20 protein-coding genes are annotated in these 21,825 nt (G+C 58.0%); 16 read left to right on the forward strand and 4 right to left on the reverse strand.

The window, feature by feature from the left end; genetic code table 11:
- Positions 1–8: 8 nt before the first annotated feature.
- Genes phnL through phnP form a run of 5 tightly spaced genes read left to right on the forward strand, consistent with a single transcriptional unit; the run spans position 9 to position 3,565 of the window.
- The gene (gene phnL, locus AC0TOY_RS02065) at positions 9–689 is read left to right on the forward strand and encodes a phosphonate C-P lyase system protein PhnL (protein WP_473721435.1); all 681 of its coding nucleotides are present in this window, start codon (positions 9–11) and stop codon (positions 687–689) included.
- The gene (gene phnM / locus AC0TOY_RS02070; RefSeq protein ID WP_473701781.1) at positions 686–1,822 is read left to right on the forward strand and encodes an alpha-D-ribose 1-methylphosphonate 5-triphosphate diphosphatase; all 1,137 of its coding nucleotides are present in this window, start codon (positions 686–688) and stop codon (positions 1,820–1,822) included. The genes phnL and phnM overlap by 4 nt, the downstream gene beginning before the upstream one ends.
- Positions 1,819–2,370, forward strand: a complete 552-nt coding sequence (gene phnN, locus AC0TOY_RS02075; RefSeq protein WP_090420717.1) for a ribose 1,5-bisphosphokinase — start codon at positions 1,819–1,821, stop codon at positions 2,368–2,370. Before phnM ends, phnN begins: the two co-directional genes overlap by 4 nt.
- Complete coding sequence (gene phnO, locus AC0TOY_RS02080) at positions 2,363–2,797, forward strand: aminoalkylphosphonate N-acetyltransferase (protein WP_024906746.1); 435 nt, start codon at positions 2,363–2,365, stop codon at positions 2,795–2,797. The genes phnN and phnO overlap by 8 nt, the downstream gene beginning before the upstream one ends.
- A gap of 9 nt (positions 2,798–2,806) precedes the next feature.
- Positions 2,807–3,565, forward strand: a complete 759-nt coding sequence (phnP, locus tag AC0TOY_RS02085) for a phosphonate metabolism protein PhnP (protein WP_473721436.1) — start codon at positions 2,807–2,809, stop codon at positions 3,563–3,565.
- A 52-nt stretch (positions 3,566–3,617) separates the two neighbouring features.
- Here the strand turns inward: phnP and yjdP are convergent, their stop codons facing one another.
- Together yjdP and AC0TOY_RS02095 are read right to left on the reverse strand one after the other, a co-directional pair.
- A complete protein-coding gene (gene yjdP, locus AC0TOY_RS02090) occupies positions 3,618–3,941 on the reverse strand; it encodes a DDRRRQL repeat protein YjdP (RefSeq protein ID WP_032650638.1) in 324 nt (107 codons plus the stop codon).
- A gap of 69 nt (positions 3,942–4,010) precedes the next feature.
- Complete coding sequence (locus AC0TOY_RS02095) at positions 4,011–6,290, reverse strand: ATP-binding protein (protein WP_473721437.1); 2,280 nt, start codon at positions 6,288–6,290, stop codon at positions 4,011–4,013.
- A gap of 125 nt (positions 6,291–6,415) precedes the next feature.
- Here AC0TOY_RS02095 and AC0TOY_RS02100 point away from each other — a divergent pair, with 125 nt between their 5' ends.
- From AC0TOY_RS02100 to lpxO, 7 genes are all read left to right on the forward strand, one after another.
- On the forward strand, positions 6,416–7,930 hold the full coding sequence (locus AC0TOY_RS02100) for a sugar ABC transporter ATP-binding protein (protein WP_023334199.1): 1,515 nt from the start codon (positions 6,416–6,418) through the stop codon (positions 7,928–7,930).
- Between the two features lie 2 nt (positions 7,931–7,932).
- Positions 7,933–8,928 (forward strand): ABC transporter permease subunit, encoded by a 996-nt coding sequence (locus AC0TOY_RS02105; protein WP_048990313.1) that lies wholly within the window; start codon positions 7,933–7,935, stop codon positions 8,926–8,928.
- 30 nt (positions 8,929–8,958) lie between these two features.
- Positions 8,959–9,900, forward strand: coding sequence for an ABC transporter substrate-binding protein (locus AC0TOY_RS02110; protein ID WP_021242935.1), 942 nt, complete (start codon positions 8,959–8,961; stop codon positions 9,898–9,900).
- Positions 9,901–9,949: 49 nt separating this feature from the next.
- Positions 9,950–10,636 carry a D-lyxose/D-mannose isomerase gene (locus tag AC0TOY_RS02115; protein WP_473721438.1) on the forward strand — a complete coding sequence of 229 codons (687 nt, stop codon included), beginning with the start codon at positions 9,950–9,952 and terminating at the stop codon, positions 10,634–10,636.
- A gap of 10 nt (positions 10,637–10,646) precedes the next feature.
- Positions 10,647–11,507: a ketose 1,6-bisphosphate aldolase gene (locus tag AC0TOY_RS02120; protein WP_234085220.1), complete on the forward strand. Its 861-nt coding sequence runs from the start codon at positions 10,647–10,649 to the stop codon at positions 11,505–11,507.
- Positions 11,507–12,511: a carbohydrate kinase family protein gene (locus AC0TOY_RS02125; protein ID WP_473721439.1), complete on the forward strand. Its 1,005-nt coding sequence runs from the start codon at positions 11,507–11,509 to the stop codon at positions 12,509–12,511. Before AC0TOY_RS02120 ends, AC0TOY_RS02125 begins: the two co-directional genes overlap by 1 nt.
- Positions 12,512–12,654: 143 nt before the next feature.
- The gene (lpxO, locus tag AC0TOY_RS02130; protein WP_473721440.1) at positions 12,655–13,563 is read left to right on the forward strand and encodes a lipid A hydroxylase LpxO; all 909 of its coding nucleotides are present in this window, start codon (positions 12,655–12,657) and stop codon (positions 13,561–13,563) included.
- Between the two features lie 3 nt (positions 13,564–13,566).
- Here lpxO and AC0TOY_RS02135 read toward each other — a convergent pair whose 3' ends face one another.
- Entirely contained in the window at positions 13,567–14,298 is a 732-nt protein-coding gene (locus AC0TOY_RS02135; protein WP_473721459.1) for a response regulator, read from the reverse strand.
- Positions 14,299–14,554: 256 nt separating this feature from the next.
- On the opposite strand from AC0TOY_RS02135, the gene fdhF reads away from it, so the two are divergent.
- The 3 genes from fdhF to AC0TOY_RS02150 all read left to right on the forward strand — a co-directional run bounded on the left by fdhF (position 14,555) and on the right by AC0TOY_RS02150 (position 17,973).
- The gene (gene fdhF, locus AC0TOY_RS02140; protein ID WP_473721441.1) at positions 14,555–16,702 is read left to right on the forward strand and encodes a formate dehydrogenase subunit alpha; all 2,148 of its coding nucleotides are present in this window, start codon (positions 14,555–14,557) and stop codon (positions 16,700–16,702) included.
- Between the two features lie 322 nt (positions 16,703–17,024).
- Positions 17,025–17,177, forward strand: a complete 153-nt coding sequence (locus tag AC0TOY_RS02145; RefSeq protein ID WP_013095084.1) for a Hok/Gef family protein — start codon at positions 17,025–17,027, stop codon at positions 17,175–17,177.
- A gap of 121 nt (positions 17,178–17,298) precedes the next feature.
- A complete protein-coding gene (locus AC0TOY_RS02150; RefSeq protein ID WP_090420745.1) occupies positions 17,299–17,973 on the forward strand; it encodes a tetratricopeptide repeat protein in 675 nt (224 codons plus the stop codon).
- A gap of 80 nt (positions 17,974–18,053) precedes the next feature.
- Here the strand turns inward: AC0TOY_RS02150 and gltP are convergent, their stop codons facing one another.
- Positions 18,054–19,367, reverse strand: a complete 1,314-nt coding sequence (gltP, locus tag AC0TOY_RS02155) for a glutamate/aspartate:proton symporter GltP (RefSeq protein WP_024906735.1) — start codon at positions 19,365–19,367, stop codon at positions 18,054–18,056.
- Between the two features lie 422 nt (positions 19,368–19,789).
- On the opposite strand from gltP, the gene acs reads away from it, so the two are divergent.
- Positions 19,790–21,748: an acetate--CoA ligase gene (gene acs / locus AC0TOY_RS02160; protein ID WP_032650613.1), complete on the forward strand. Its 1,959-nt coding sequence runs from the start codon at positions 19,790–19,792 to the stop codon at positions 21,746–21,748.
- Positions 21,749–21,825: the final 77 nt, after the last annotated feature.

Genomic DNA, 21,825 nt, shown 5'->3' on the forward strand with positions numbered 1-21,825 from the left:
AGGCCAACATGATCCGCGTACAAAACGTAAGTAAAACCTTTGTGCTCCACCAGCAAAACGGCGTGCGCCTGCCGGTGCTGCAAAACGCCTCGTTAGAGGTAAACAAGGGCGAATGCGTAGTGCTGCACGGCCACTCCGGCAGCGGAAAATCGACCCTGCTGCGCTCCCTGTATGCCAACTATCTGCCCGACGAAGGCCACATTCACATTCGCCACGGCGATGAATGGATCGACCTGGTAAAGGCCCCCGCGCGTAAAGTGCTGGAGGTGCGCCGCTCGACGATCGGCTGGGTGAGCCAGTTTCTGCGGGTGATCCCGCGGATCTCCGCCCTCGACGTGGTGATGCAGCCCCTGCTGGATCTCGGCGTGCCGCGCGAAACCTGCGCCGCCAAAGCCGCCAGCCTGCTGACGCGCCTCAACGTGCCCGAGCGCCTGTGGCACCTTGCCCCGTCGACCTTTTCCGGCGGCGAGCAGCAGCGCGTCAATATCGCCCGCGGCTTTATCGTCGACTACCCAATACTGCTGCTTGATGAGCCCACCGCCTCGCTCGACGATAAAAACAGCGCGGCCGTAGTGGCGCTGATCGAACAGGCCAAAGCGCGCGGGACGGCGATCGTCGGGATCTTCCACGACGAGACCGTTCGCACCCGCGTCGCAGACAGACTGCACCCAATGGGGACTCCCGCATGATTATCAATAACGTCAAGATGGTGCTGGAAAATGAAGTCGTTGATGGCTCGGTTGAAGTTCATGAAGGCGTTATTCGCGCCTTTGCCGAAACCCAAAGCCGTACCCCTGAAGCGATGGACGGCGACGGCGGCTGGCTGCTGCCGGGGCTGATTGAACTGCATACCGACAATCTGGACAAATTCTTCACCCCGCGCCCAAAGGTGGACTGGCCCGCGCATTCAGCGATGAGCAGCCACGACGCGCTGATGGTCGCCAGCGGCATCACTACCGTACTGGACGCGGTGGCCATTGGCGACGTGCGCGACGGCGGCGATCGCCTGGAGAACCTGGAGAAGATGATCAACGCCGTGGAGGAGACGCAAAAACGCGGCCTCAACCGCGCCGAGCACCGTCTGCACCTGCGCTGCGAACTGCCGCACCACACCACCCTGCCGCTGTTTGAAAAGCTGGTCGGGCGCGAGCCGGTCTCGCTGGTCTCTCTGATGGATCACTCGCCGGGACAGCGTCAGTTCGCCAACATTGAAAAGTATCGCGAATACTATCAGGGCAAATACTCGCTCAGCGATGCGGAGATGGCCCGTTACGAAGAAGAGCAGCTGGCGCTTGCGGCACAATGGTCGCAGCCGAACCGCCTCAAAATTGCCGCGATGTGTCGTGACCGCAATATCGCGCTGGCCAGCCATGACGACGCCACGCACGATCACGTGCTTGAATCCCACCAGCTTGGCAGCGTGATCGCCGAATTTCCCACCACGTTTGAAGCGGCTGAAGCCTCCCGAAAGCACGGCATGAACGTGCTGATGGGCGCGCCAAATATCGTGCGCGGCGGCTCGCACTCCGGCAACGTTGCGGCAAGCAAGCTCGCTTCCCTCGGCCTGCTGGATATCCTCTCGTCCGACTACTACCCCGCCAGCCTGCTGGATGCGGCGTTCCTAGTGGCCGACGACGAGGGCAACCGCTTTACGCTGCCGCAGGCGATTCGCCTGGTGACGAAAAACCCAGCCTCGGCGCTTAACCTTCACGATCGCGGAGAAATTGCCGAAGGGAAACGTGCGGACCTGGTACTCGCCCACCGTAAGGGCGAGCACGTTCATATCGACCACGTCTGGCGTCAGGGAAAAAGGGTGTTCTGATGGGGAGATTAATCTGGCTAATGGGGCCTTCAGGTTCCGGTAAGGACAGCCTGCTGTCCGCCTTACGGCAGCGGGAACATCCGCAGCTGCTGGTGGCGCACCGCTATATTACCCGCGCGGCTAATGCAGGGAGTGAAAACCATATCGCCCTGAGCGAGCAGGAGTTTTTCATCCGTGCCGGGCAAAACCTGCTGGCGCTGAGCTGGCATGCCAACGGCTATTACTACGGGATCGGCATTGAGACCGATCTGTGGCTGCATGCGGGGTTCGATGTGCTGGTTAACGGCTCGCGGGCGCATCTTCCGCAGGCGCGCGCCCGCTATGGAGCAGCCCTGCTACCGGTCTGTCTGCAGGTTTCGCCGGACGTTCTGCGTAGCCGGTTGCAGAGCCGGGGGCGTGAATCAGCCCGTGAGATCGATCAGCGGCTAGAGCGTGCGGCCCGCTATGCCCCGTCCGACTGCCACATCCTCAATAACGACGGAAGTTTGCTACAGTCAGTCGATACCTTTTTATCGCTTATCCGTCAGAAGGAGAAACAGCATGCCTGACTGCCAGCTTCGCCCCGCTACTGCCGACGATGCGCAGATTGTCTATGCCCTGATCTGCGAACTTAAACAGGCAGAGTTCGACCATCAGGCGTTCCACGCCGGATTTCTTGCCAACCTTCAGGATCACAATATGCGCTACCAGCTTGCCGAGCTGGGCGGACATGTTGTCGGCATGATCGGCCTGCATATGCAGTTTCACCTCCATCACGCGCGCTGGATCGGCGAAATCCAGGAGCTGGTGGTGATGCCGCAGGCGCGTGGGTTAAAGGTGGGCAGCCAGCTGCTGGCCTGGGCGGAAGAGGTGGCACGGCAGGCCGGCGCGGAGCTGACCGAACTTTCCACCAGCGTGAAGCGCACAGACGCGCACCGTTTTTACGTTCGTGAAGGATACACGCAGAGCCATTTCCGATTCACCAAACCGCTGTAGAGGTGCGTTATGAGTCTGACGATCACGTTAACGGGAACCGGAAGCGCGCAACTCGTGCCGGTCTTTGGCTGCGACTGCGCGGCGTGTCGCCGGGCGCGCCTGCAGGAGACCTATCGCCGTCGCCCCTGTAGCGCGGTGGTCAAATTCAACGATGCGGTGACGCTGCTGGACGCGGGCATTCCGCACCTGATGGACGACTGGCCCGCAGGCAGCTTTCAGCAGTTTTTGCTCACCCATTACCATATGGATCACGTTCAGGGGCTGTTCCCCCTGCGCTGGGGCGTTGGCGCGACGATTCCGGTTTACGGTCCGCCGGACGAAGCAGGATGCGACGACCTGTTTAAACACCCGGGGATTCTGGATTTCAGCCACACGGTCGAACCGTTTGTGATGTTTGAACTTCAGGGGATGCGGGTCACGCCGCTGCCGCTCAACCATTCAAAACTGACCTTCGGGTATTTGCTGGAGTCGGCCCACAGCCGCGTGGCCTGGCTTTCCGACACCGCCGGGCTGCCGGAAAAAACAGTGAAGTTCCTGCTCAACAATCAGCCGCAGGCGATGATTATCGACTGCAGCCATGCACCGCGCGACGAGACGCCGCGAAACCATTGCGACTTAAATACCGTGATTGCGCTAAACGAGGCGATTGGCTGCCCGCAGGTGATCCTGACCCACATCAGTCATCAGTTTGACGTGTGGATGATGGATAATCCGCTGCCCGACGGCATTGAAGCGGGGTATGACGGGATGGTGCTGATGCTGGATTAGGTTTTCTCCCTCTCCCGTGGGAGAGGGTTGGGGTGAGGGCAACAGGCCGCACTTAGCCTCGATCGTAATCGTCCTCTAACCTGCGCTCATCCTCTTCTAACCGACGGCGATCGTCATCCAGCTGTCGCTGGCGCTCGTCTAAACGGCGTCGTCTGTCCTCAAGCTGTCGACGACGATCGTCGTACTGTCTGCTGTCGATTTGACGGCTGCGGTCATAACGATCGTCATCGCTGCTGCTGCGACTGCTGCTGGGATTATAGGCATCGTTGATCGCCTGCTGAATGTTGCCAATAGCATCATCAACAATATCGGCATGAGCCAGTTGGCTGGTGAGTGACAGCAGACCGAATAACAGAGCAGTTGAGTAACGTTTCATAAGGCCAGACTCGCAGGTGAACTGACCTTACGATAATGAACGGCAGGGAACTGGGGTAGCGGAGGAATCTCAAATTACCATCACTTTCCGCAGCGCCTGCGCCAGCTGCACCCGCGTAAACGGCTTACGCAGTAACGGAACGTCCGGCAACTGAGGGTTATGCGTGGGTCGTAAATCCTGGCCGCTGATCAGCAGCACCGGAAGCTGCGGATAATGATTACGCACATGGTTTATCACCTCGGCTCCGCTGAGGCTGCCGGGCAACATCAGGTCGCTGATAAACATGCCAATATCCGGTGATGCCGCCAGCATGCTCAGCGCCTGCTCGCCGTTGTCCGCTTCAAGCGTCAGGTAGCCAAGATGATGCAGCTGCTCGCACAGGGTCTGGCGGACATCCGCTTCATCCTCCAGCACCAGAACCAGGCGCTCGCTCTCGACGGAGGCGGTGGCTGACAGCGCTTCATCATCTGCAGCGGCGGGCAGCACAGATCGCGGGAGATGAAGCCGGACGGTCGTCCCCTGCCCCGGCGCGCTTTCAATCTCCACGCGCCCACCGGACTGGCGCACAAAGCCATAGACCATCGACAGGCCTAACCCGCTCCCGCTTCCGGTCTGCTTGGTGGTGAAGAACGGTTCAAAGACCCGGGATTTCACCTCCTGCGACATGCCGCTGCCGCGGTCAATGACCTCCAGCGCTACCATATCCTGCCTGCGACCGTCGCTGCGGGTGACGCGCTGATTCCAGGTGCGAATTTTAATCACCCCGCTTTGCCCCTCCATCGCATCGCGGGCGTTCATCACCAGGTTGATGATGGCGTTTTCCAGCTGGCTGACGTCTATCCACGCGGGCCAGGCCGGCGATTGCGCTTCAATCTCCAGGGTCAGGGTCGCGGGCAAGGAGTGGCGCATCAGTTCCCGAAGGTTCTCCAGCAGCGGCAGCATCTCTACCGCATGTGGCGTCAGGGATTGCTTGCGGGAAAACGCCAGCAGGCGCTGGGTCAGTAAGGCGCCACGCTCGGCCGCCTTCAGCGCCCGGGTAATGCGCGGCGCATCTTTTGATTCGGGGTCGGTGAGCTCAAGGCTGCCGATGATCACCGCCAGCAGGTTGTTAAAATCATGCGCCAGCCCGCCGGTCAGCTGTCCGACCGCCTTCATCTTCTGGCTGTGCAGCAGCGCCTCTTCCAGCCCCTGACGCTCGACGCGGTCGATCTCCATCTGCGTGGTTTTTTCTTTCAGCAGACGCGTGGTGTGCTCAAGCGAGGCGGTATTGCGGGCAAAAACGTTAAACGCGCGCGCCAGTTCACCCAGCTCATCGCGCCGCTGGAGGGCGGGAACGGAAACATCCTGTTCGCCGTGAGCAAGGCGCGACATCGCCCGGGAAATGGCCGTCAGGTTAGAGGCCAGATTGCGGTAGATATACCAGCAGGCGCACCCGGTGATGATCAGCGCCAGGATGGCGAAGATGCTGATAAACACGCTGATGGATTGCAGCTCGTGATGACTCTGGTCAGTACGAAGCCGGGAGGCCTGCGCCACCTGCCCGACGTACTGATTGATGTCGCTGTTGAGGATCGCCACCAGCGCCTTGATGTGGAACATATACCAGCTTATCGCCAGATCGCTCTCTTCCAGCTGCTTCGATAGCGGGGCGAGTTTGCCTAGCTCGGCATTAAAATCAAGCAGAACCTCCTTCACGACCGGCTGTACGGCATTTCGGGGCAACGTTGCGGCCACTGCGTCCAGTTGATGAACGGTCGCGCGCGGCGAAGGGGTGTCGATGGCAGCAGCGATCAGCCGATCCATCTCCATCAGCTGCTGCGCATCCGGAACATTGCTGCCATAGCGGCGGTTGATGTCCTGCAGATGACGCAGGTAGCTCTGGCTTTGATATAGCGAACTCAGCAGCGCGTTACGCTCCAGATGGCGTCGCTGCCCGCGCTCAAGCATCTCCGTCACGCTCTGCTGTAATTCATTGCTTCGCTGAATAATGCGCGCCACCAGCGCCGGCTCCTGCTGCGCCAGCGGCGCATCGGCAAGCTGTTCCAGCGAGCGGCGCAGCGCCATTTGCGTCTGCTTCAGGCGCTCGGCTTCGCCTTTGTACTCCAGCGCCCCGACGACCTGCGAGAGCCGCACCGCCGCCGTCGCCACGTTGGCGGTATCACGGGCCAGGTTCATGCTGCCGGTCATGTCATCCAGCGTTTGCTGCTGAACCTGCTCCTGGATTTGACTGGCGTGACGAAAGCCAAGCACCGCCACGCCGCTCACCATCAGCGTCACGGCGACCACCAGCAGATTAAATATCAGCAGGCGACCGCGGGCGCTGGCGAAAAACGGGGGGCGTGAAGACATGTTGACTCCGTAACTGTGATCCACATTAGCTATTCATAACTATGACAAATATGAACAGCTTCTGACATTTTGCATTTACGCACCTGTGATGAAGTGCAGAAATCGGCATTCACAGGAGATCCGCCATGAGCAGAACCCCGGTATTAGAGATGCGCAGCATTGCCAAAACGTTTGGCAGTTTCCACGCGCTCAAGGGTGTGGATTTGACGGTTTTCCCCGGTGAGATCCACGCGCTGATGGGGGAAAACGGCGCGGGAAAAAGTACGCTGATGAAAATCCTCGCCGGAGCCTATACCGCCACCAGCGGCGAGATCCTGATCGACGGCCAGCCGTTTCACATTAAAGGGCCGAAAGATGCGCTGGCCGCAGGCATCACCCTGATTTATCAGGAGATGCAGCTCGCGCCCAATCTGACCGTTGCCGAAAACATCTTCCTCGGCAGCGAGCTGTCGCGCGGCGGGATGGTGCAACGCAAAGAGATGGCTGCCCAGGCGCAGGCGGTGATTGACCGCCTCGGGGCGCAGTTCAGCGCCACCGATCTGGTGATGAAGCTGACCATCGCCGAGCAGCAGCAGGTGGAAATTGCCCGCGCGCTGCACCGCAACAGCCGCATTCTGGTGATGGATGAACCCACCGCCGCCCTCTCCTCGCGGGAAACGCATCGTCTGTTCGAACTGATTTTGCGCCTGCGCGATGAAGGGATGGCGATCATCTACATCAGCCACCGCATGGCGGAAGTGTATGAACTCTCAGACCGCGTCAGCGTTCTGCGTGACGGGCAGTACGTCGGCAGCCTGACGCGCGACAAGCTCAACGCTTCCGAGCTGGTGCGCATGATGGTGGGACGACCGTTAAGCGACCTGTTCAACAAGGAGCGTGACATTCCCCTCGGCAGCCCGCGCCTCAACGTGCATCACCTCACCGACGGTAAAAAAGTACAGCCCTGCAGCCTGCAGGTGCGTTCCGGCGAAATCGTCGGGCTGGCGGGGTTGGTCGGGGCCGGACGGTCCGAGCTGGCGCAGCTTATCTTCGGCGTGCGCAAAGCCACGGGCGGCATGATTGAGGTCGACGGCGAGCCGGTGGTGATCCACTCCCCGCGTGCGGCCATCGAAAACGGCATCGGTTTTCTCACCGAAAACCGCAAGGAGCAGGGGTTGTTTCTGGAGCTGGCGGCGCAGGAGAACATCACCATGGCGACGCTGGAACGCGACGCCACCTTCGGCATGCTAAACCGTAAAAAAGCCCAGTCGATTTCCGATGATGCCATTGCCCTGCTCAACATCCGCGTGCCGCATTCGCAGGTGCGCGCGGGCGGGCTCTCGGGCGGCAACCAGCAAAAGCTGCTGATCTCCCGCTGGGTGGCCATCGGTCCGCGCATTCTGATTCTGGACGAACCCACCCGCGGCGTGGACGTCGGCGCGAAAAGCGAGATCTACCGCATCATGAACCAGATGGCGCGCAAAGGGGTGGCGATTTTGATGATCTCCAGTGAGCTGCCGGAAGTGGTGGGGATGAGCGACAGGGTGTACGTGATGCGTGAAGGCAGCATTGCGGGCGAGCTCCACGGGCGCGACATCTCTCAGGAAAACATCATGACGCTGGCAACCGGCGTGAACGACACTCATCATCAGGCGGTGTAACCATGACACATTCAACCAGTCCGCAGCAGGTGGCGAAATCCGCCTCCGCAAAAAAAATGCTGATGAGCGATCTGATGCAAACGGTCGGTATTTTGCCGATTCTGATCCTGATTGTGGCGGTATTTGGCTTTATTGCCCCGAACTTCTTTACCGAGAGCAACCTGCTCAACATTACCCGTCAGGCGTCGATCAACATCGTGCTGGCGGCGGGAATGACCTTCATCATTTTAACCGGCGGGATTGACCTCTCCGTGGGCTCGATTTTGGGCACTACGGCGGTAGCGGCGATGGTGGTCTCGCTTATCCCTGAATTTGCCATGCTCTCCATTCCGGCCGCGCTGATGCTCGGCATGGTGCTGGGCCTGTTCAACGGCGCGCTGGTGGCCTTCGCCGGACTGCCGCCCTTCATCGTGACGCTCGGCACCTATACGGCACTGCGCGGTGCGGCGTATCTGCTGGCCGACGGCACGACGGTCATTAACTCCAACATCAACTTTGAGTGGATCGGTAATAACTATCTCGGCCCGATTCCGTGGCTGGTGGTGATCGCCCTCGCGGTCATCGCTATCTGCTGGTTCATCCTGCGCCGCACCACGCTCGGCGTACACATCTACGCGGTGGGCGGCAACATGCAGGCGGCGCGCTTAACGGGCATTAAGGTCTGGCTGGTGCTGCTGTTTGTCTACGGCATGAGCGGCCTGCTCTCCGGCCTCGGCGGCGTCATGAGCGCCTCACGCCTGTACAGCGCTAACGGTAACCTCGGCACAGGTTACGAGCTGGATGCGATTGCGGCGGTGATCCTCGGCGGCACCAGCTTTGTCGGCGGGATCGGCACGATCACCGGCACGCTGGTCGGCGCATTGATCATCGCCACCCTCAACAACGGCATGACGCTGATGGGCGTCTCCTACTTCTGGCAGTTGGTGATCAAAGGGGCGGTGATCATCATTGCGGTGCTAATCGACAAATACCGTACCCGACACCATCAAAGTGCATAACAACAATACCCTACGAGTGAGGAAGACAAGATGCGTTTGAAACCGTTAGTAACCGCGCTCTGTGCTGGCGCGCTGCTTGCCGCAACGCCGTTTGCGCAGGCGAAAGATCTGAAGTCCATTGGCGTGACGGTGGGTGACCTGGCTAACCCGTTCTTCGTGCAGATCACCAAAGGTGCCGAGCTGGAAGCGCGCAAGCTGGCAGGGGATAACGTCAAGGTGACGCTGGTCTCCAGCGGTTACGATCTGGGCCAGCAGGTGGCGCAGATCGACAACTTCATCGCCGCGAAAGTGGACATGATCATCCTCAACGCCGCGGACTCCAAAGGGATCGGCCCGGCGGTGAAGCGCGCGAAGGACGCCGGGATCGTGGTCGTGGCGGTTGACGTGGCGGCGGAAGGGGCTGATGCGACCATCACCTCCGATAACACCCAGGCGGGTGAGATGGCCTGTAAGTACATTACCGACCGCCTGAAAGGGAAAGGCAACGTGGTGATCATCAACGGACCGCCGGTCTCAGCGGTGCAAAACCGCGTGGAAGGTTGCCAGACGGAGTTCAAAAAACATCCGGATATCAAGGTGCTCTCGGATAACCAGAACGCCAAAGGCAGTCGTGAAGGCGGTCTGGAAGTCATGACCTCGCTGCTGGCGGCCAATCCAAAGATCGACGGCGTGTTTGCGATTAACGATCCGACGGCGATCGGCGCCGATCTGGCCGCGAAACAGGCGCAGCGCAATGAGTTCTTTATCGTTGGCGTGGATGGTTCACCGGACGGTGAGGAAGCGCTGAAGCGCGAAAACTCGCTGTTTGTGGCGACCCCGGCGCAGGATCCGCAGGTCATGGCGGCAAAAGCGGTGGAGATCGGCTATGACATTCTCCAGGGCAAACCTGCACCGAAAGCGCCCGTGCTGATCCCGGTGACGATGATCGATAAAAAGAACGTCGGCACGTATAAGGGGTGGACGGTTAAATGATCCTTTTCCCTCTCCCGCAGGGAGAGGGAACTGTTTTCAAGGAGTCCCCATGAAACGCTCCGACATCAATGAAATCCTCGGCCACACGCGGCAGTTTTTCTCCATGCACGACGTGCATCTCCCGCCGTTTGCCAGCTTTCCGCCAACGAAATGGCAGCAGCTTGACCAGGCCGCATGGCAGGAAGTGTTCGACCTCAGGCTCGGCTGGGACGTGACGGCATTCGGGGGCAACAACTTTGCCGCTCAGGGCCTGACGCTGTTTACCCTGCGCAACGGCTCGCCCAACGGCGTGCCGTATGAAAAAAACTATGCCGAAAAAATCATGCACGTGCGGGACGGCCAGGTCACGCCGATGCATTTTCACTGGCATAAACGGGAAGACATCATCAACCGAGGCGGCGGGAATCTGATCGTGGAATTATGGAATGCCGGGGCGCATGAAGAGACGGAAAACACCGACGTGACGGTCACGGTCGACGGCTGCCGTCAAACCCACGCCCCCGGCAGCCAGCTGCGCCTCACGCCAGGGGAAAGCATCTGCCTGACGCCCGGTCTTTACCACAGTTTCTGGGGCGAACGCGGCTTCGGCGACGTGCTGGTCGGGGAAGTGTCCTCAGTAAACGACGACGAGCACGACAACCACTTTTTGCAACCCGTTGCCCGCTATAACAACATCGAAGAAGACGAGCCGGCGCTGCTGGTGCTGTGCAATGAGTACAACCTGTTTCGGATATAAGGGGTGAATGATGCCATTGATTTCTCTTGCCGACGGTCTTGCCCACGCCAGACAACACCGCTATGCGCTGGGCGCATTTAACGTGCTCGACTCCCACTTCCTGCGCGCGCTGTTCGCCGCCGCAAAGCAGGAGCGCTCGCCGTTTATCATCAACATCGCCGAAGTGCATTTTAAGTACGTGTCGCTGGATTCCCTTGTCGAAGCGGTGAAGTTCGAAGCCGCCCGTCACGACATTCCCGTGGTGCTCAATCTCGACCACGGCCTGCATTTTGACGCCGTGGTGCGCGCCCTGCGCTTAGGGTTCAGCTCGGTGATGTTCGACGGCTCTACGCTGAGCTACGAGGAAAACATTCGCCAGACGCGGGAAGTGGTGAAGATGTGCCACGCGGTGGGCGTCTCGGTGGAGGCGGAGCTGGGCGCGGTCGGGGGCGATGAAGGCGGCGCGCTGTACGGGCATGCGGATGAAGCTTTCTTTACCGACCCGCAGCTGGCGCGCGAATTTGTCGATTCAACCGGCATTGACGCGCTGGCGGTTGCTATCGGCAACGCGCACGGCAAATACAAGGGCGAGCCGAAGCTCGATTTCCCCCGTCTGGACGCCATTCGCCAGCAGACGGGGCTGCCGCTGGTTTTACACGGCGGCTCCGGGATTAGCGATGCCGACTTCCGTCGCGCGATTGAGCTGGGCATTCATAAAATCAATTTCTATACCGGCATGTCGCAGGCCGCGCTCGCTGCCGTTGAGCAGCGCATGGCGAAGCGCCAGCCGCTGTATGATGAATTTGCCGAGCTGCTGCTGGGGATAGAAGAGGCGATAACCGATACGGTCGCCGAACAGATGCGCATCTTCGGCAGCGCGGGGCAGGCATAATGGAACGTAAGGGCATCATCGCCGCAGGCAATATGCTGGTGGACCACGTCCACCAGATCGTGCAGTGGCCGGAGCGCGGCTGGCTGGCGGAAATCACCCACAGCGAACGCTCAACCGGCGGCGCGCCGCTCAACGTCCTGCTGACGCTGGCGAAAATGCACGTTGGCCTGCCGCTGCAGGCGGTGGGGCTGATTGGCGAAGACGGCGACGGGGATTACATTCTGGCGATGCTCGACCAGTACCATGTCAATCGCCAGCGCGTACAGCGCACCACCTTCGCACCGACCTCCATGTCGCAGGTGATGACCGATCCCAGCGGACAGCGCACCTTTTTCCACTCACCGGGGGCCAACCGCCTGCTGGATCTTCCCGCTTTCGATCGCTTAGACGGATCGATGAAGATCTTCCATCTCGGCTACCTGCTGCTGCTCGACAGCCTGGATATGCCCGATGACGAATTTGGCACCCGCAGCGCGCGGCTGCTGGCGCAGATGCACGACCAGGGGTATGAAACCTCGCTCGATCTGGTGTCCCGCAAGGGCGACCCGCGCTACCAGCCGCTGGTGCTCCCTGCCCTGCGCCATCTTGATTATCTGGTCATTAACGAGCTGGAAGCCGGGGAGTTTAGCGGGCTGGAGATGCGCGACGGCAGCGATGCGCTGAACACAGCCCATATTGCTGAAGCCGCCGCACAGCTGCTGGCGGCAGGCGTTCGCCAGCGGGTGGTTATCCACTGCCCCGAAGGCGCATGGGGTGAAGCGCCGGGTGAGCAAGGCCGCTGGATCCCATCATGGTTACTGGAGCAGAAAGAGATTATCGGCAGCGTTGGCGCGGGCGATGCGTTTTGCGCCGGATTTTTATACGGTTGCCATGAATCGCTGCCGCTCACGGAGAGCATTTATCTGGCGCACGCCTGCGCGCGGGCAAGCCTGCTGGCAGCCAATGCGATTGACGGTGCAAAAACGCTTGCCGAGCTGCAGGCGTTTATTCGCGAGAGCGTTTAATTTAACAATAATTGCGATATTTCATTACAGTTCTATGAATTTTACATCCCCGAACTACACTCTCTCCATCTGGCATATTCGGCGTGGGCAGTACACTGTCCGCACGCTTTTCCGAAATGAGATAGAAAGAGGACAAGGGAAAAATGTTCGCAGTCATCATCATCGGTATTTTCATTATCAGCGTTATTTATGCGCATTCACGCGGCAAAGAAAAACAGACGCTTTCTCGTCAGCTCTTCGACCATTCGACGTTCATGGCGCCCATCAATATGTTTATGACGGCGTTTTCTTCCCTGCCCGCCAGGCAGCCTTTCTTTGAAACTGAACGCTTCCCGGAATTAAATAAGCTGACGGAAAACTGGCTGATTATTCGCGAAGAGGCGCTGCGTTTGCAGCATCATATTAAGGCGGCGGAAAATAATAACGACGCTGGCTTTAACACCTTTTTTAAACGCGGCTGGAAACGTTTTTATCTGAAGTGGTATGCCGATGCCCATCCCTCCGCACAGTCTTTATGCCCGGTGACGACCCGGCTGGTAAGTGAAATCCCTTCGGTGAAGGCGGCCATGTTTGCCGAGCTGCCGGCGGGGGCGAAGCTTGGCAAGCACCGGGACCCTTACGCGGGCTCGGTTCGTTACCATCTGGGCTTATTCACACCGAATGACGATCGCTGCTTTATTGAAGTCGACAGGCAGCGCCACAGCTGGCGGGACGGTGAAGCCGTTATTTTTGATGAGACCTACGTCCATTGGGCAGAGAATAAAACGGATCAAACGCGCATTATTCTCTTCTGCGATATTGAGCGTCCGATGAAATGGCGCTGGGCGCAGGCGGTTAACCATTGGGTGGGAACCACGCTAATGTCTGCAGCCAGCTCACCGAATGACGAGAATGACAGCACTGGCGGCATTAACCGCATCTTTAAATACGTTCATGCGGGTCGCGAACGGGGGCAGCGTCTGAAAAAAAGAAACCGTAAGGCCTATTACGCCCTCAAGTATCTGTGCATCATCGCGATTTTTGCCGCCATCATTGTTCCGGCGATAACGTAAGCCTTATGCCGCCTGTTCGGGCCGGCTCACATCGGTGGCAAACACGTAACCCAGCCCGCGGATCGTTTTGATGAGCGCAGGCTGATGCGGGTTAGCCTCTATTTTCCGGCGCAGGCGCATGATCAGCACGTCAATCGTGCGGTCGAACACGTCGGCGCTTTCGCTGTGGGTCAGCTCAAGCAGCCGGTCACGGCTCAGCACCCGACGGGCATTTTGCGTGAGCGCCAGCAGCAGGCCGTACTCGCCCTGGGTTAACGGGACGGGATTACGCTGGGGATCGCTCAGCTCACATCGGGTGGTATCGAGCGTCCATCCGTTAAACGCAATGCCCGCGACGGGCGCTACGGGGGATTCCGCAGCAAGCACGCCGGTACGGCGCAATACCGCCTTAACACGGGCGACCACCACGCGCGGGTTGAACGGTTTGCCAATATAATCGTCGGCCCCCATCTCCAGCCCCACCACCACGTCTGACTCACTCCCCAGCCCGGTTAACATCACAACCGGTAGCGCTGGCCGCTGCTTTTGCAGCTGCTGCAGAACCTGCAGGCCGTTGATATCCGGCAGCATCATATCCAGCAGCACCAGCGCGATATTCGGCTCCTGCTGTACCTGCCGCAGTGCATCCTGGCCGTTATGGCAGACAAGCACGCTAAAGACGTGCTCGCTCAGCACGTCCTGAAGCAGTTCGCAGACTGCCGTATCGTCATCAACCACCAGAATCGCCGGTTTCATCATATGCTTCCGTCAGGGGATTATGTTAAGTCTGAACCATTCTGCCGTCGGCTCCAGTCAAATGGTTTTTTCAGTGACGGAAATTCAACCCATGTCACATCCGCTGCCTTGTCGACACGTCAATTTTGACGATTGGCTGTTTTTTGTCAGGGTTTTCACCGCGAAGGGGCCGTAAAGTCAGGGTATACCCATACGAAAAACATGGCATAGAAGCTGCATAGTGGGTGCGAATGATTCGATTAACTGGAGCAGACTGATGAAAAAAGTCGTCACGGTTTGCCCTTATTGTGCCTCAGGTTGCAAGATCCACCTGGTGGTCGATAACGGCAAAATCGTCCGGGCAGAGGCCGCACAGGGGAAAACCAACCAGGGCACGCTATGCCTGAAAGGTTACTACGGCTGGGATTTTATTAACGATACCCAAATCCTCACCCCGCGCCTGAAAAACCCTATGATCCGCCGCGAGCGCGGCGGCAAGCTGGAAGCCGTCTCCTGGAACGAGGCGCTGGATTACGTCGCCACGCGCCTGAGCGCCATCAAGGCCAAATATGGCCCGGATGCGATTCAGACCACCGGCTCTTCCCGCGGGACGGGAAATGAAACCAACTATGTGATGCAAAAATTCGCGCGCGCCGTTATTGGAACCAATAACGTCGACTGCTGCGCTCGCGTCTGACACGGCCCATCGGTTGCAGGTCTGCACCAGTCGGTCGGTAACGGCGCAATGAGCAATGCCATCAACGAGATAGATAATACCGATCTCGTCTTCATCTTTGGTTATAACCCGGCGGATTCTCACCCTATCGTCGCGAACCACGTTATTCGCGCTAAACAAAATGGGGCGAAAATCATCGTCTGCGATCCGCGCAAAATTGAAACCGCGCGCATTGCGGATATGCACATCGCGTTGAAAAACGGCTCGAACATCGCGCTGCTGAACGCAATGGGGCACGTCATCATTGAGGAGAACCTGTACGACCAGGCATTTGTCGCGACCCGTACGGAAGGCTTTGAAGAGTACAAGAAAATAGTCGAAGGCTATACGCCGGAGTCGGTTGAAGCGATTACCGGCGTCAGCGCGCAGGCGATCCGCCAGGCGGCACGGATGTATGCCGGGGCGAAAACCGCCGCCATCCTCTGGGGTATGGGCGTGACCCAGTTCTACCAGGGTGTGGAGACCGTGCGCTCTCTGACCAGCCTCGCGATGCTGACCGGTAATCTGGGTAAAGCCCACGTTGGTGTGAACCCGGTGCGCGGTCAGAATAACGTGCAGGGCGCCTGCGATATGGGCGCGCTGCCGGATACTTATCCTGGCTACCAGTACGTGAAATTTCCGGAGAACCGCGCCAAATTCGCGAAGGCCTGGGGCGTGGAAAGCCTGCCGGAACACACCGGGTACCGCATCAGCGAGCTGCCGCACCGCGCGGCGCATGGCGAAGTGCGTGCGGCCTACATCATGGGCGAAGATCCTCTCCAGACCGACGCCGAGCTCTCGGCGGTGCGCAAAGGGTTTGAGGATCTGGAGCTGGTGATTGTCCAGGATATCTTCATGACCAAAACCGCGGCGGCGGCGGATGTCATTTTACCGTCGACCTCCTGGGGCGAGCATGAAGGCGTCTACACGGCGGCCGACCGCGGCTTCCAGCGCTTCTTCAAGGCGGTCGAGCCGAAGTGGGATCTGAAAACGGACTGGCAGATCATCAGCGAAATCGCCACCCGTATGGGCTACCCGATGCACTACAACAACACCCAGGAGATCTGGGACGAGTTGCGCAGCCTGTGTCCGGACTTCTACGGCGCCACCTATGAAAAAATGGGTGAGCTGGGATACATCCAGTGGCCGTGCCGGGATGAGTCGGAGGCCGATCAAGGCACGTCCTATCTCTTTAAGGAGAAATTCGACACCCCGAACGGGCTGGCGCAATTCTTCACCTGCGACTGGGTCGCGCCCATTGATAAACTCACCGATGAGTATCCGATGGTGCTCTCCACCGTACGTGAGGTGGGGCACTACTCCTGTCGTTCGATGACCGGCAACTGCGCCGCGCTGGCCGCGCTGGCGGACGAACCGGGCTATGCGCAAATCAACACCGCCGATGCAGAACGCCTTGGTATTGAGGACGAGGCGCTGGTGTGGGTGAACTCGCGCAAAGGGCGGATTATCACCCGTGCGCAGGTCAGCGACCGTCCAAACAAAGGGGCGGTCTATATGACCTATCAGTGGTGGATTGGTGCCTGCAACGAGCTGGTGACGGAGAACTTAAGCCCGATAACCAAAACGCCGGAGTATAAATACTGCGCCGTCAACGTTGAGCCGATTGCGGATCAGCACGCGGCGGAACAGTACGTGATCGACGAATATAACAAGCTAAAAGCCCGGCTGCGCGAAAGCGCAATGGGTTGAAGCCGTTAATTCATCGATGAATAAAGGGAGTGAAATATTCACTCCCTTTTTATTTCCGGTTGGCTTATCAATAATATCAATTATTATTCTGGAAAGCGGCTCGCAGAAATAATGTAATTTTCGCGAAAAAGAATTACATCTTTGCATTTTAATTCAGAGGGATAAGATGTGCGGCGGGTGCTTAAGACTTTCTGTCTTGAGCATTGTTGAGGGACAGAAAGTAGAAAGCCCCGGGAAATTTTCATTTACCCGAGGCTACTCCCTCAACTCCCAACAGGTTGAGAGTAGCCTCTTATTCTTTTTTTGACAAGGAGTAAAAGGCATGACGCCATTAAAAACTGCGTTAGGCATCGTCTTTATTATCTGCCTGACGATAGTGATATTTACCTTTATTACTCGCGGGAAGCTCTGCGAGCTCACAATAAAGAGTGAACATCAGGAGGTGGCGGCGAAATTAGCCTGCGTCGCAGGCTAACCTCTATGGGCGGAACAACGGTTCCGCCCGGCTTGTAGGATGCTGAGGTCTTAATGCACCCATTTTTTTCTTTTGCGCCCGCGATTATACTGCGCGGCGTGTACCCAGATGATAAGAATCCATGAAATCCATTTTTCTGTTGTTAGTGTTTTTAACGTCCTTCGCCCGCGCGGATGAGATAGGCAGCCAGTATCAGAAGCAGGCGGAAGCCGGTGATGCGCGTGCCCAGTATTATCTTGCTGATACGTACTTCAGCTCCGGCGACAGCAAGCAGGCCGCGCTGTGGGCAGAGAAAGCCGCAAAAGGCGGCGATGTCGACGCCATGGCTCTGTTGTCGCAAATCCTTTTTACGCAGGGCGATTACGCACAGGCCAAAGCCCTGGCCCAACAGGCAAACATTGCTGGCAGCAAACGCGGCGCGATCATGCTGGCACGCGTGCTGGTCAACACTCAGGCGGGGAAAACTGACTACCCCCAGGCCATTAAACTGCTGCAAACGGCAACCGAAGATATCGACAGCGACTCTGCGGTCGATGCGCAGCTGTTGCTGGGGCTGATTTATGCCAACGGCGTCGAGGTAGCGCAGGATGACGTGCAGGCCGCCTCGTGGTTCAAGCGGAGTTCAGCCCTTTCGCGTACCGGCTACGCCGAGTACTGGGCGGGGATGTTGTTCAGGCAGGGCGAGAAAGGCTTTATCACGCCAAATAAGCAGAAAGCACTGTACTGGTTGAACCTGAGCTGCACTGAAGGGTTTGATACGGGATGCGAAGAGTTTGATGCGTTAAGCGGGGAGTAAAGTGCCGGGTGGCGCCTTCGCCTTACCCGGCCTACAAAACCCGTAGGCCCGGTAAGCGCAGCGCCACCGGGCTTAGGATGTTACTGGTCAGCCGTCTTATCAAAACGACCCAGCACTTCGCGTTCATATGCCAGCGCTTTTTTGCGGTCGAATTTGTGCTCCCACTTGGCGATAACCAGCACCGCCAGGGCATTGCCCACCACGTTCAGCGCCGTACGCGCCATGTCGAGGATACGGTCCACACCGGCGATAAATGCCAGACCTTCGAGCGGAATACCAACGCTGCCCAGCGTTGCCAGCAGCACCACGAACGAAACGCCCGGAACGCCTGCAATACCTTTGGACGTCACCATCAGCGTCAGTACCAGTACGATCTCCTGCCAGAGCGACAGGTCAATGCCGTACAGCTGCGCAATAAAGATAGCGGCGATACTCTGGTACAGCGTCGAACCATCCAGGTTAAAGGAGTAACCGGTCGGCACCACGAAGCTGGTGATCGACGCTGGCGCGCCGTAGGCTTCCATCTTCTCAATAATACGCGGCAGCACGCTCTCAGAGCTTGCCGTGGAGTAGGCCAGAATCAGCTCATCTTTCAGGATACGAATCAGGATCCAGATGCTCAGCCCGCACAGACGTGCCACGATCCCCAGCACCACCAGCGCGAAGAACAGGATGGCGAAGTGCACCAGGATCACCAGCTTCGCCAGCGGCCACAGGGAGGCAAAACCGAAGTTCGCCACGGTGACGGCAATAAGCGCGAACACCCCTACCGGCGCGTAGCGCATCACCATGTGGGTCACTTTAAACATGGTTTCGGAGATAGAGCGGAACACGGTGACCAGCGGCTCGCGGTGCGTCGCCGGCAGAGAAGAGAGCCCCAGACCAAACAGCACCGAGAAGAAGATAATCGGCAGCATCTCGCCCTTCGCCATCGACGCCACGATGTTGGTCGGCACCAGCGACAGGATCGTGCCCATCAGGCCATGCGCGTGGCTCTGCACGTCAGCGGTCGTACTTTGGTATTTCGAAATATCCACCGTAGCCAGCTGCGACATATCAATCCCGGAACCCGGCTGGAACACGTTCGCCAGGGTGATACCGAGAATGATCGCCACCGTAGTGATCACTTCGAAATATATAATGGTTTTCGCACCAATACGACCTAACTGCTTCGCATCGCCGACGCCCGCAATACCGACCACCAGCGTCGAGATCACAATCGGTACCACAATCATCTTGATCAGATGAATAAAGATATCCCCTGCGGGAGAGAGCAGGTTCGCAATCAGCCATTCGCGGCTGTCGCTGTGATAGTGAAGGTAACTGCCCAGCAAGATGCCCAGCACAAGGGCGATTAAGATCTGCCAGGCAAGGCTGACTTTAACGTTTTTCATAGAAACTGACTTCCTCAATGAGCGCCTTATTCACGCAAACTGCATGAATATGGAGACATACTGAAAGGGTATGAATTGTGTTGCGTTGGTTTATGGGATTTTTTAACGCGGCGTATGAGTATCATTTGCGCGACCTGTTGCGCAAGCCTTAAAGAACGACGCGTTTCACTCACAAAAGCGACGATGACGGGAGTTTGTTCTACTTCTTATAAATAACCTTTTGTTATAAAAACGCTTTTTTAAACATAAATGTGAATAATCGTCAGCATAAATTATTTTCCTTCAAAGTTTCATTCGCTCATTTTTCATACTCTTCAAACAATGCGTGATCTGTAGCCCAAATACTAAACAAAGCTTGTAAAGCCCCTACAATTAACGTTTTTGCGACATATTATTAACATCTTACAAGGAGAAAAAAAGCCATGAGCCAAATCCACAAACATGACATTCCCGCAAATATTGCGGACCGTTGCCTGATCACCCCGGAGCAGTACCACGAGAAATATCAGCAATCTATCACCGCCCCGGACACCTTCTGGGGTGAGCAGGGCCATATCCTTGACTGGATCAAACCTTATCAGAAGGTGAAGAACACCTCCTTTGCGCCCGGCAATGTCTCCATTAAATGGTATGAAGATGGCACCCTGAACCTGGCGGCGAACTGCCTTGATCGTCACCTTGCCGAGCGCGGGAATGAGACGGCGATTATCTGGGAAGGCGATGATGCCTCGCAGAGCAAACATATTACCTATAAAGAACTGCACCGTGACGTATGCCGCTTCGCCAACGTTCTGCTGGAAAAAGGCATTCAAAAAGGCGACGTGGTCGCTATCTATATGCCGATGGTGCCGGAAGCGGCGGTGGCCATGCTGGCCTGCGCGCGCATCGGTGCGATTCACTCAGTGATTTTTGGCGGGTTCTCACCAGAGGCGGTTGCGGGTCGTATTGTCGATTCAAGTTCAAAACTGGTGATCACCGCCGATGAAGGCGTGCGCGCCGGACGCGGTATCCCTCTGAAGAAAAACGTCGACGAAGCGTTGAAAAACCCGAACGTCAAAACGGTCAGCAACGTCATCGTCCTTAAGCGTACCGGCGGCAAGATCGACTGGAACGAAGGTCGCGACCTGTGGTGGAGCGACCTGATTGAAAAAGCGAGCGACCAGCATCAGCCGGAAGAGATGAACGCAGAAGATCCGCTGTTCATTCTTTATACCTCCGGCTCCACAGGTAAGCCAAAAGGCGTACTGCACACCACCGGCGGCTATCTGGTCTATGCGGCCACCACCTTCAAATACGTCTTCGACTACCATCCGGGCGACATCTACTGGTGTACCGCCGACGTGGGCTGGGTCACCGGACACAGCTACCTGCTGTACGGCCCGCTGGCCTGCGGCGCAACAACGCTGATGTTTGAGGGCGTACCCAACTGGCCGACCCCGGCGCGTATGTGCCAGGTGGTCGACAAACACCAGGTCAATATTCTCTACACCGCGCCAACGGCGATCCGCGCATTAATGGCGGAAGGCGACAAAGCCATCGAAGGCACCGACCGCTCTTCATTGCGCATCCTCGGTTCCGTGGGCGAGCCCATTAACCCGGAAGCCTGGGAGTGGTACTGGAAGAAAATCGGCAACGAGAAATGCCCGGTGATGGACACCTGGTGGCAGACCGAAACCGGCGGCTTTATGATCACCCCGATGCCGGGCGCCACGCAACTGAAGGCCGGTTCCGCGACCCGTCCGTTCTTCGGCGTGCAGCCTGCGCTGGTGGATAATGAAGGCAACCCGCTGGAAGGCGCCACCGAAGGCAACCTGGTGATCACAGACTCCTGGCCGGGTCAGGCGCGTACCCTGTTCGGCGATCACGATCGCTTCGAGCAGACTTACTTCTCGACCTTTAAAAACATGTACTTCAGCGGCGACGGCGCGCGTCGTGACGAAGATGGCTATTACTGGATAACCGGGCGCGTGGACGACGTGCTTAACGTCTCCGGCCACCGTCTGGGCACCGCAGAGATTGAATCGGCGCTGGTGTCGCATCCGAAGATTGCCGAAGCCGCCGTTGTCGGTATTCCGCACAACATCAAAGGCCAGGCGATTTACGCCTATGTCACCCTGAACCACGGGGAAGAGCCATCGCCAGAGCTCTACGCTGAGGTGCGCAACTGGGTGCGTAAAGAGATTGGCCCGCTGGCAACGCCGGACGTGCTGCACTGGACCGACTCGCTGCCGAAAACCCGCTCCGGCAAAATTATGCGTCGTATCTTGCGCAAAATCGCGGCAGGGGACACCAGCAACCTCGGTGATACCTCAACGCTCGCGGATCCTGGCGTGGTGGAAAAACTGCTCGAAGAGAAGCAGGCCATCGCAATGCCCTCGTAATCTTTTCTCCCTCTCCCCGTGGGAGAGGGCCGGGGTGAGGGCATCAGACCGCACCTTCCTACCCTAACCCTCTCCCC

The organism is Enterobacter sp. PL_is379, assembly GCF_055817355.1.

Coding starts and splice junctions, on each gene's coding strand:
- phnM (WP_473701781.1), top strand. CDS start 686: ATGATTATCAATAACGTCAAGATGGTGCTGGAAAATGAAGTCGTTGAT.
- AC0TOY_RS02135 (WP_473721459.1), bottom strand. CDS start 14,298: ATGAAACCGGCGATTCTGGTGGTTGATGACGATACGGCAGTCTGCGAA.
- phnL (WP_473721435.1), top strand. CDS start 9: ATGATCCGCGTACAAAACGTAAGTAAAACCTTTGTGCTCCACCAGCAA.
- AC0TOY_RS02100 (WP_023334199.1), top strand. CDS start 6,416: ATGAGCAGAACCCCGGTATTAGAGATGCGCAGCATTGCCAAAACGTTT.
- acs (WP_032650613.1), top strand. CDS start 19,790: ATGAGCCAAATCCACAAACATGACATTCCCGCAAATATTGCGGACCGT.
- AC0TOY_RS02150 (WP_090420745.1), top strand. CDS start 17,299: ATGAAATCCATTTTTCTGTTGTTAGTGTTTTTAACGTCCTTCGCCCGC.
- phnO (WP_024906746.1), top strand. CDS start 2,363: ATGCCTGACTGCCAGCTTCGCCCCGCTACTGCCGACGATGCGCAGATT.
- AC0TOY_RS02105 (WP_048990313.1), top strand. CDS start 7,933: ATGACACATTCAACCAGTCCGCAGCAGGTGGCGAAATCCGCCTCCGCA.
- AC0TOY_RS02145 (WP_013095084.1), top strand. CDS start 17,025: ATGACGCCATTAAAAACTGCGTTAGGCATCGTCTTTATTATCTGCCTG.
- AC0TOY_RS02095 (WP_473721437.1), bottom strand. CDS start 6,290: ATGTCTTCACGCCCCCCGTTTTTCGCCAGCGCCCGCGGTCGCCTGCTG.
- AC0TOY_RS02115 (WP_473721438.1), top strand. CDS start 9,950: ATGAAACGCTCCGACATCAATGAAATCCTCGGCCACACGCGGCAGTTT.
- lpxO (WP_473721440.1), top strand. CDS start 12,655: ATGTTCGCAGTCATCATCATCGGTATTTTCATTATCAGCGTTATTTAT.
- AC0TOY_RS02125 (WP_473721439.1), top strand. CDS start 11,507: ATGGAACGTAAGGGCATCATCGCCGCAGGCAATATGCTGGTGGACCAC.
- yjdP (WP_032650638.1), bottom strand. CDS start 3,941: ATGAAACGTTACTCAACTGCTCTGTTATTCGGTCTGCTGTCACTCACC.
- phnP (WP_473721436.1), top strand. CDS start 2,807: ATGAGTCTGACGATCACGTTAACGGGAACCGGAAGCGCGCAACTCGTG.
- AC0TOY_RS02120 (WP_234085220.1), top strand. CDS start 10,647: ATGCCATTGATTTCTCTTGCCGACGGTCTTGCCCACGCCAGACAACAC.
- AC0TOY_RS02110 (WP_021242935.1), top strand. CDS start 8,959: ATGCGTTTGAAACCGTTAGTAACCGCGCTCTGTGCTGGCGCGCTGCTT.
- gltP (WP_024906735.1), bottom strand. CDS start 19,367: ATGAAAAACGTTAAAGTCAGCCTTGCCTGGCAGATCTTAATCGCCCTT.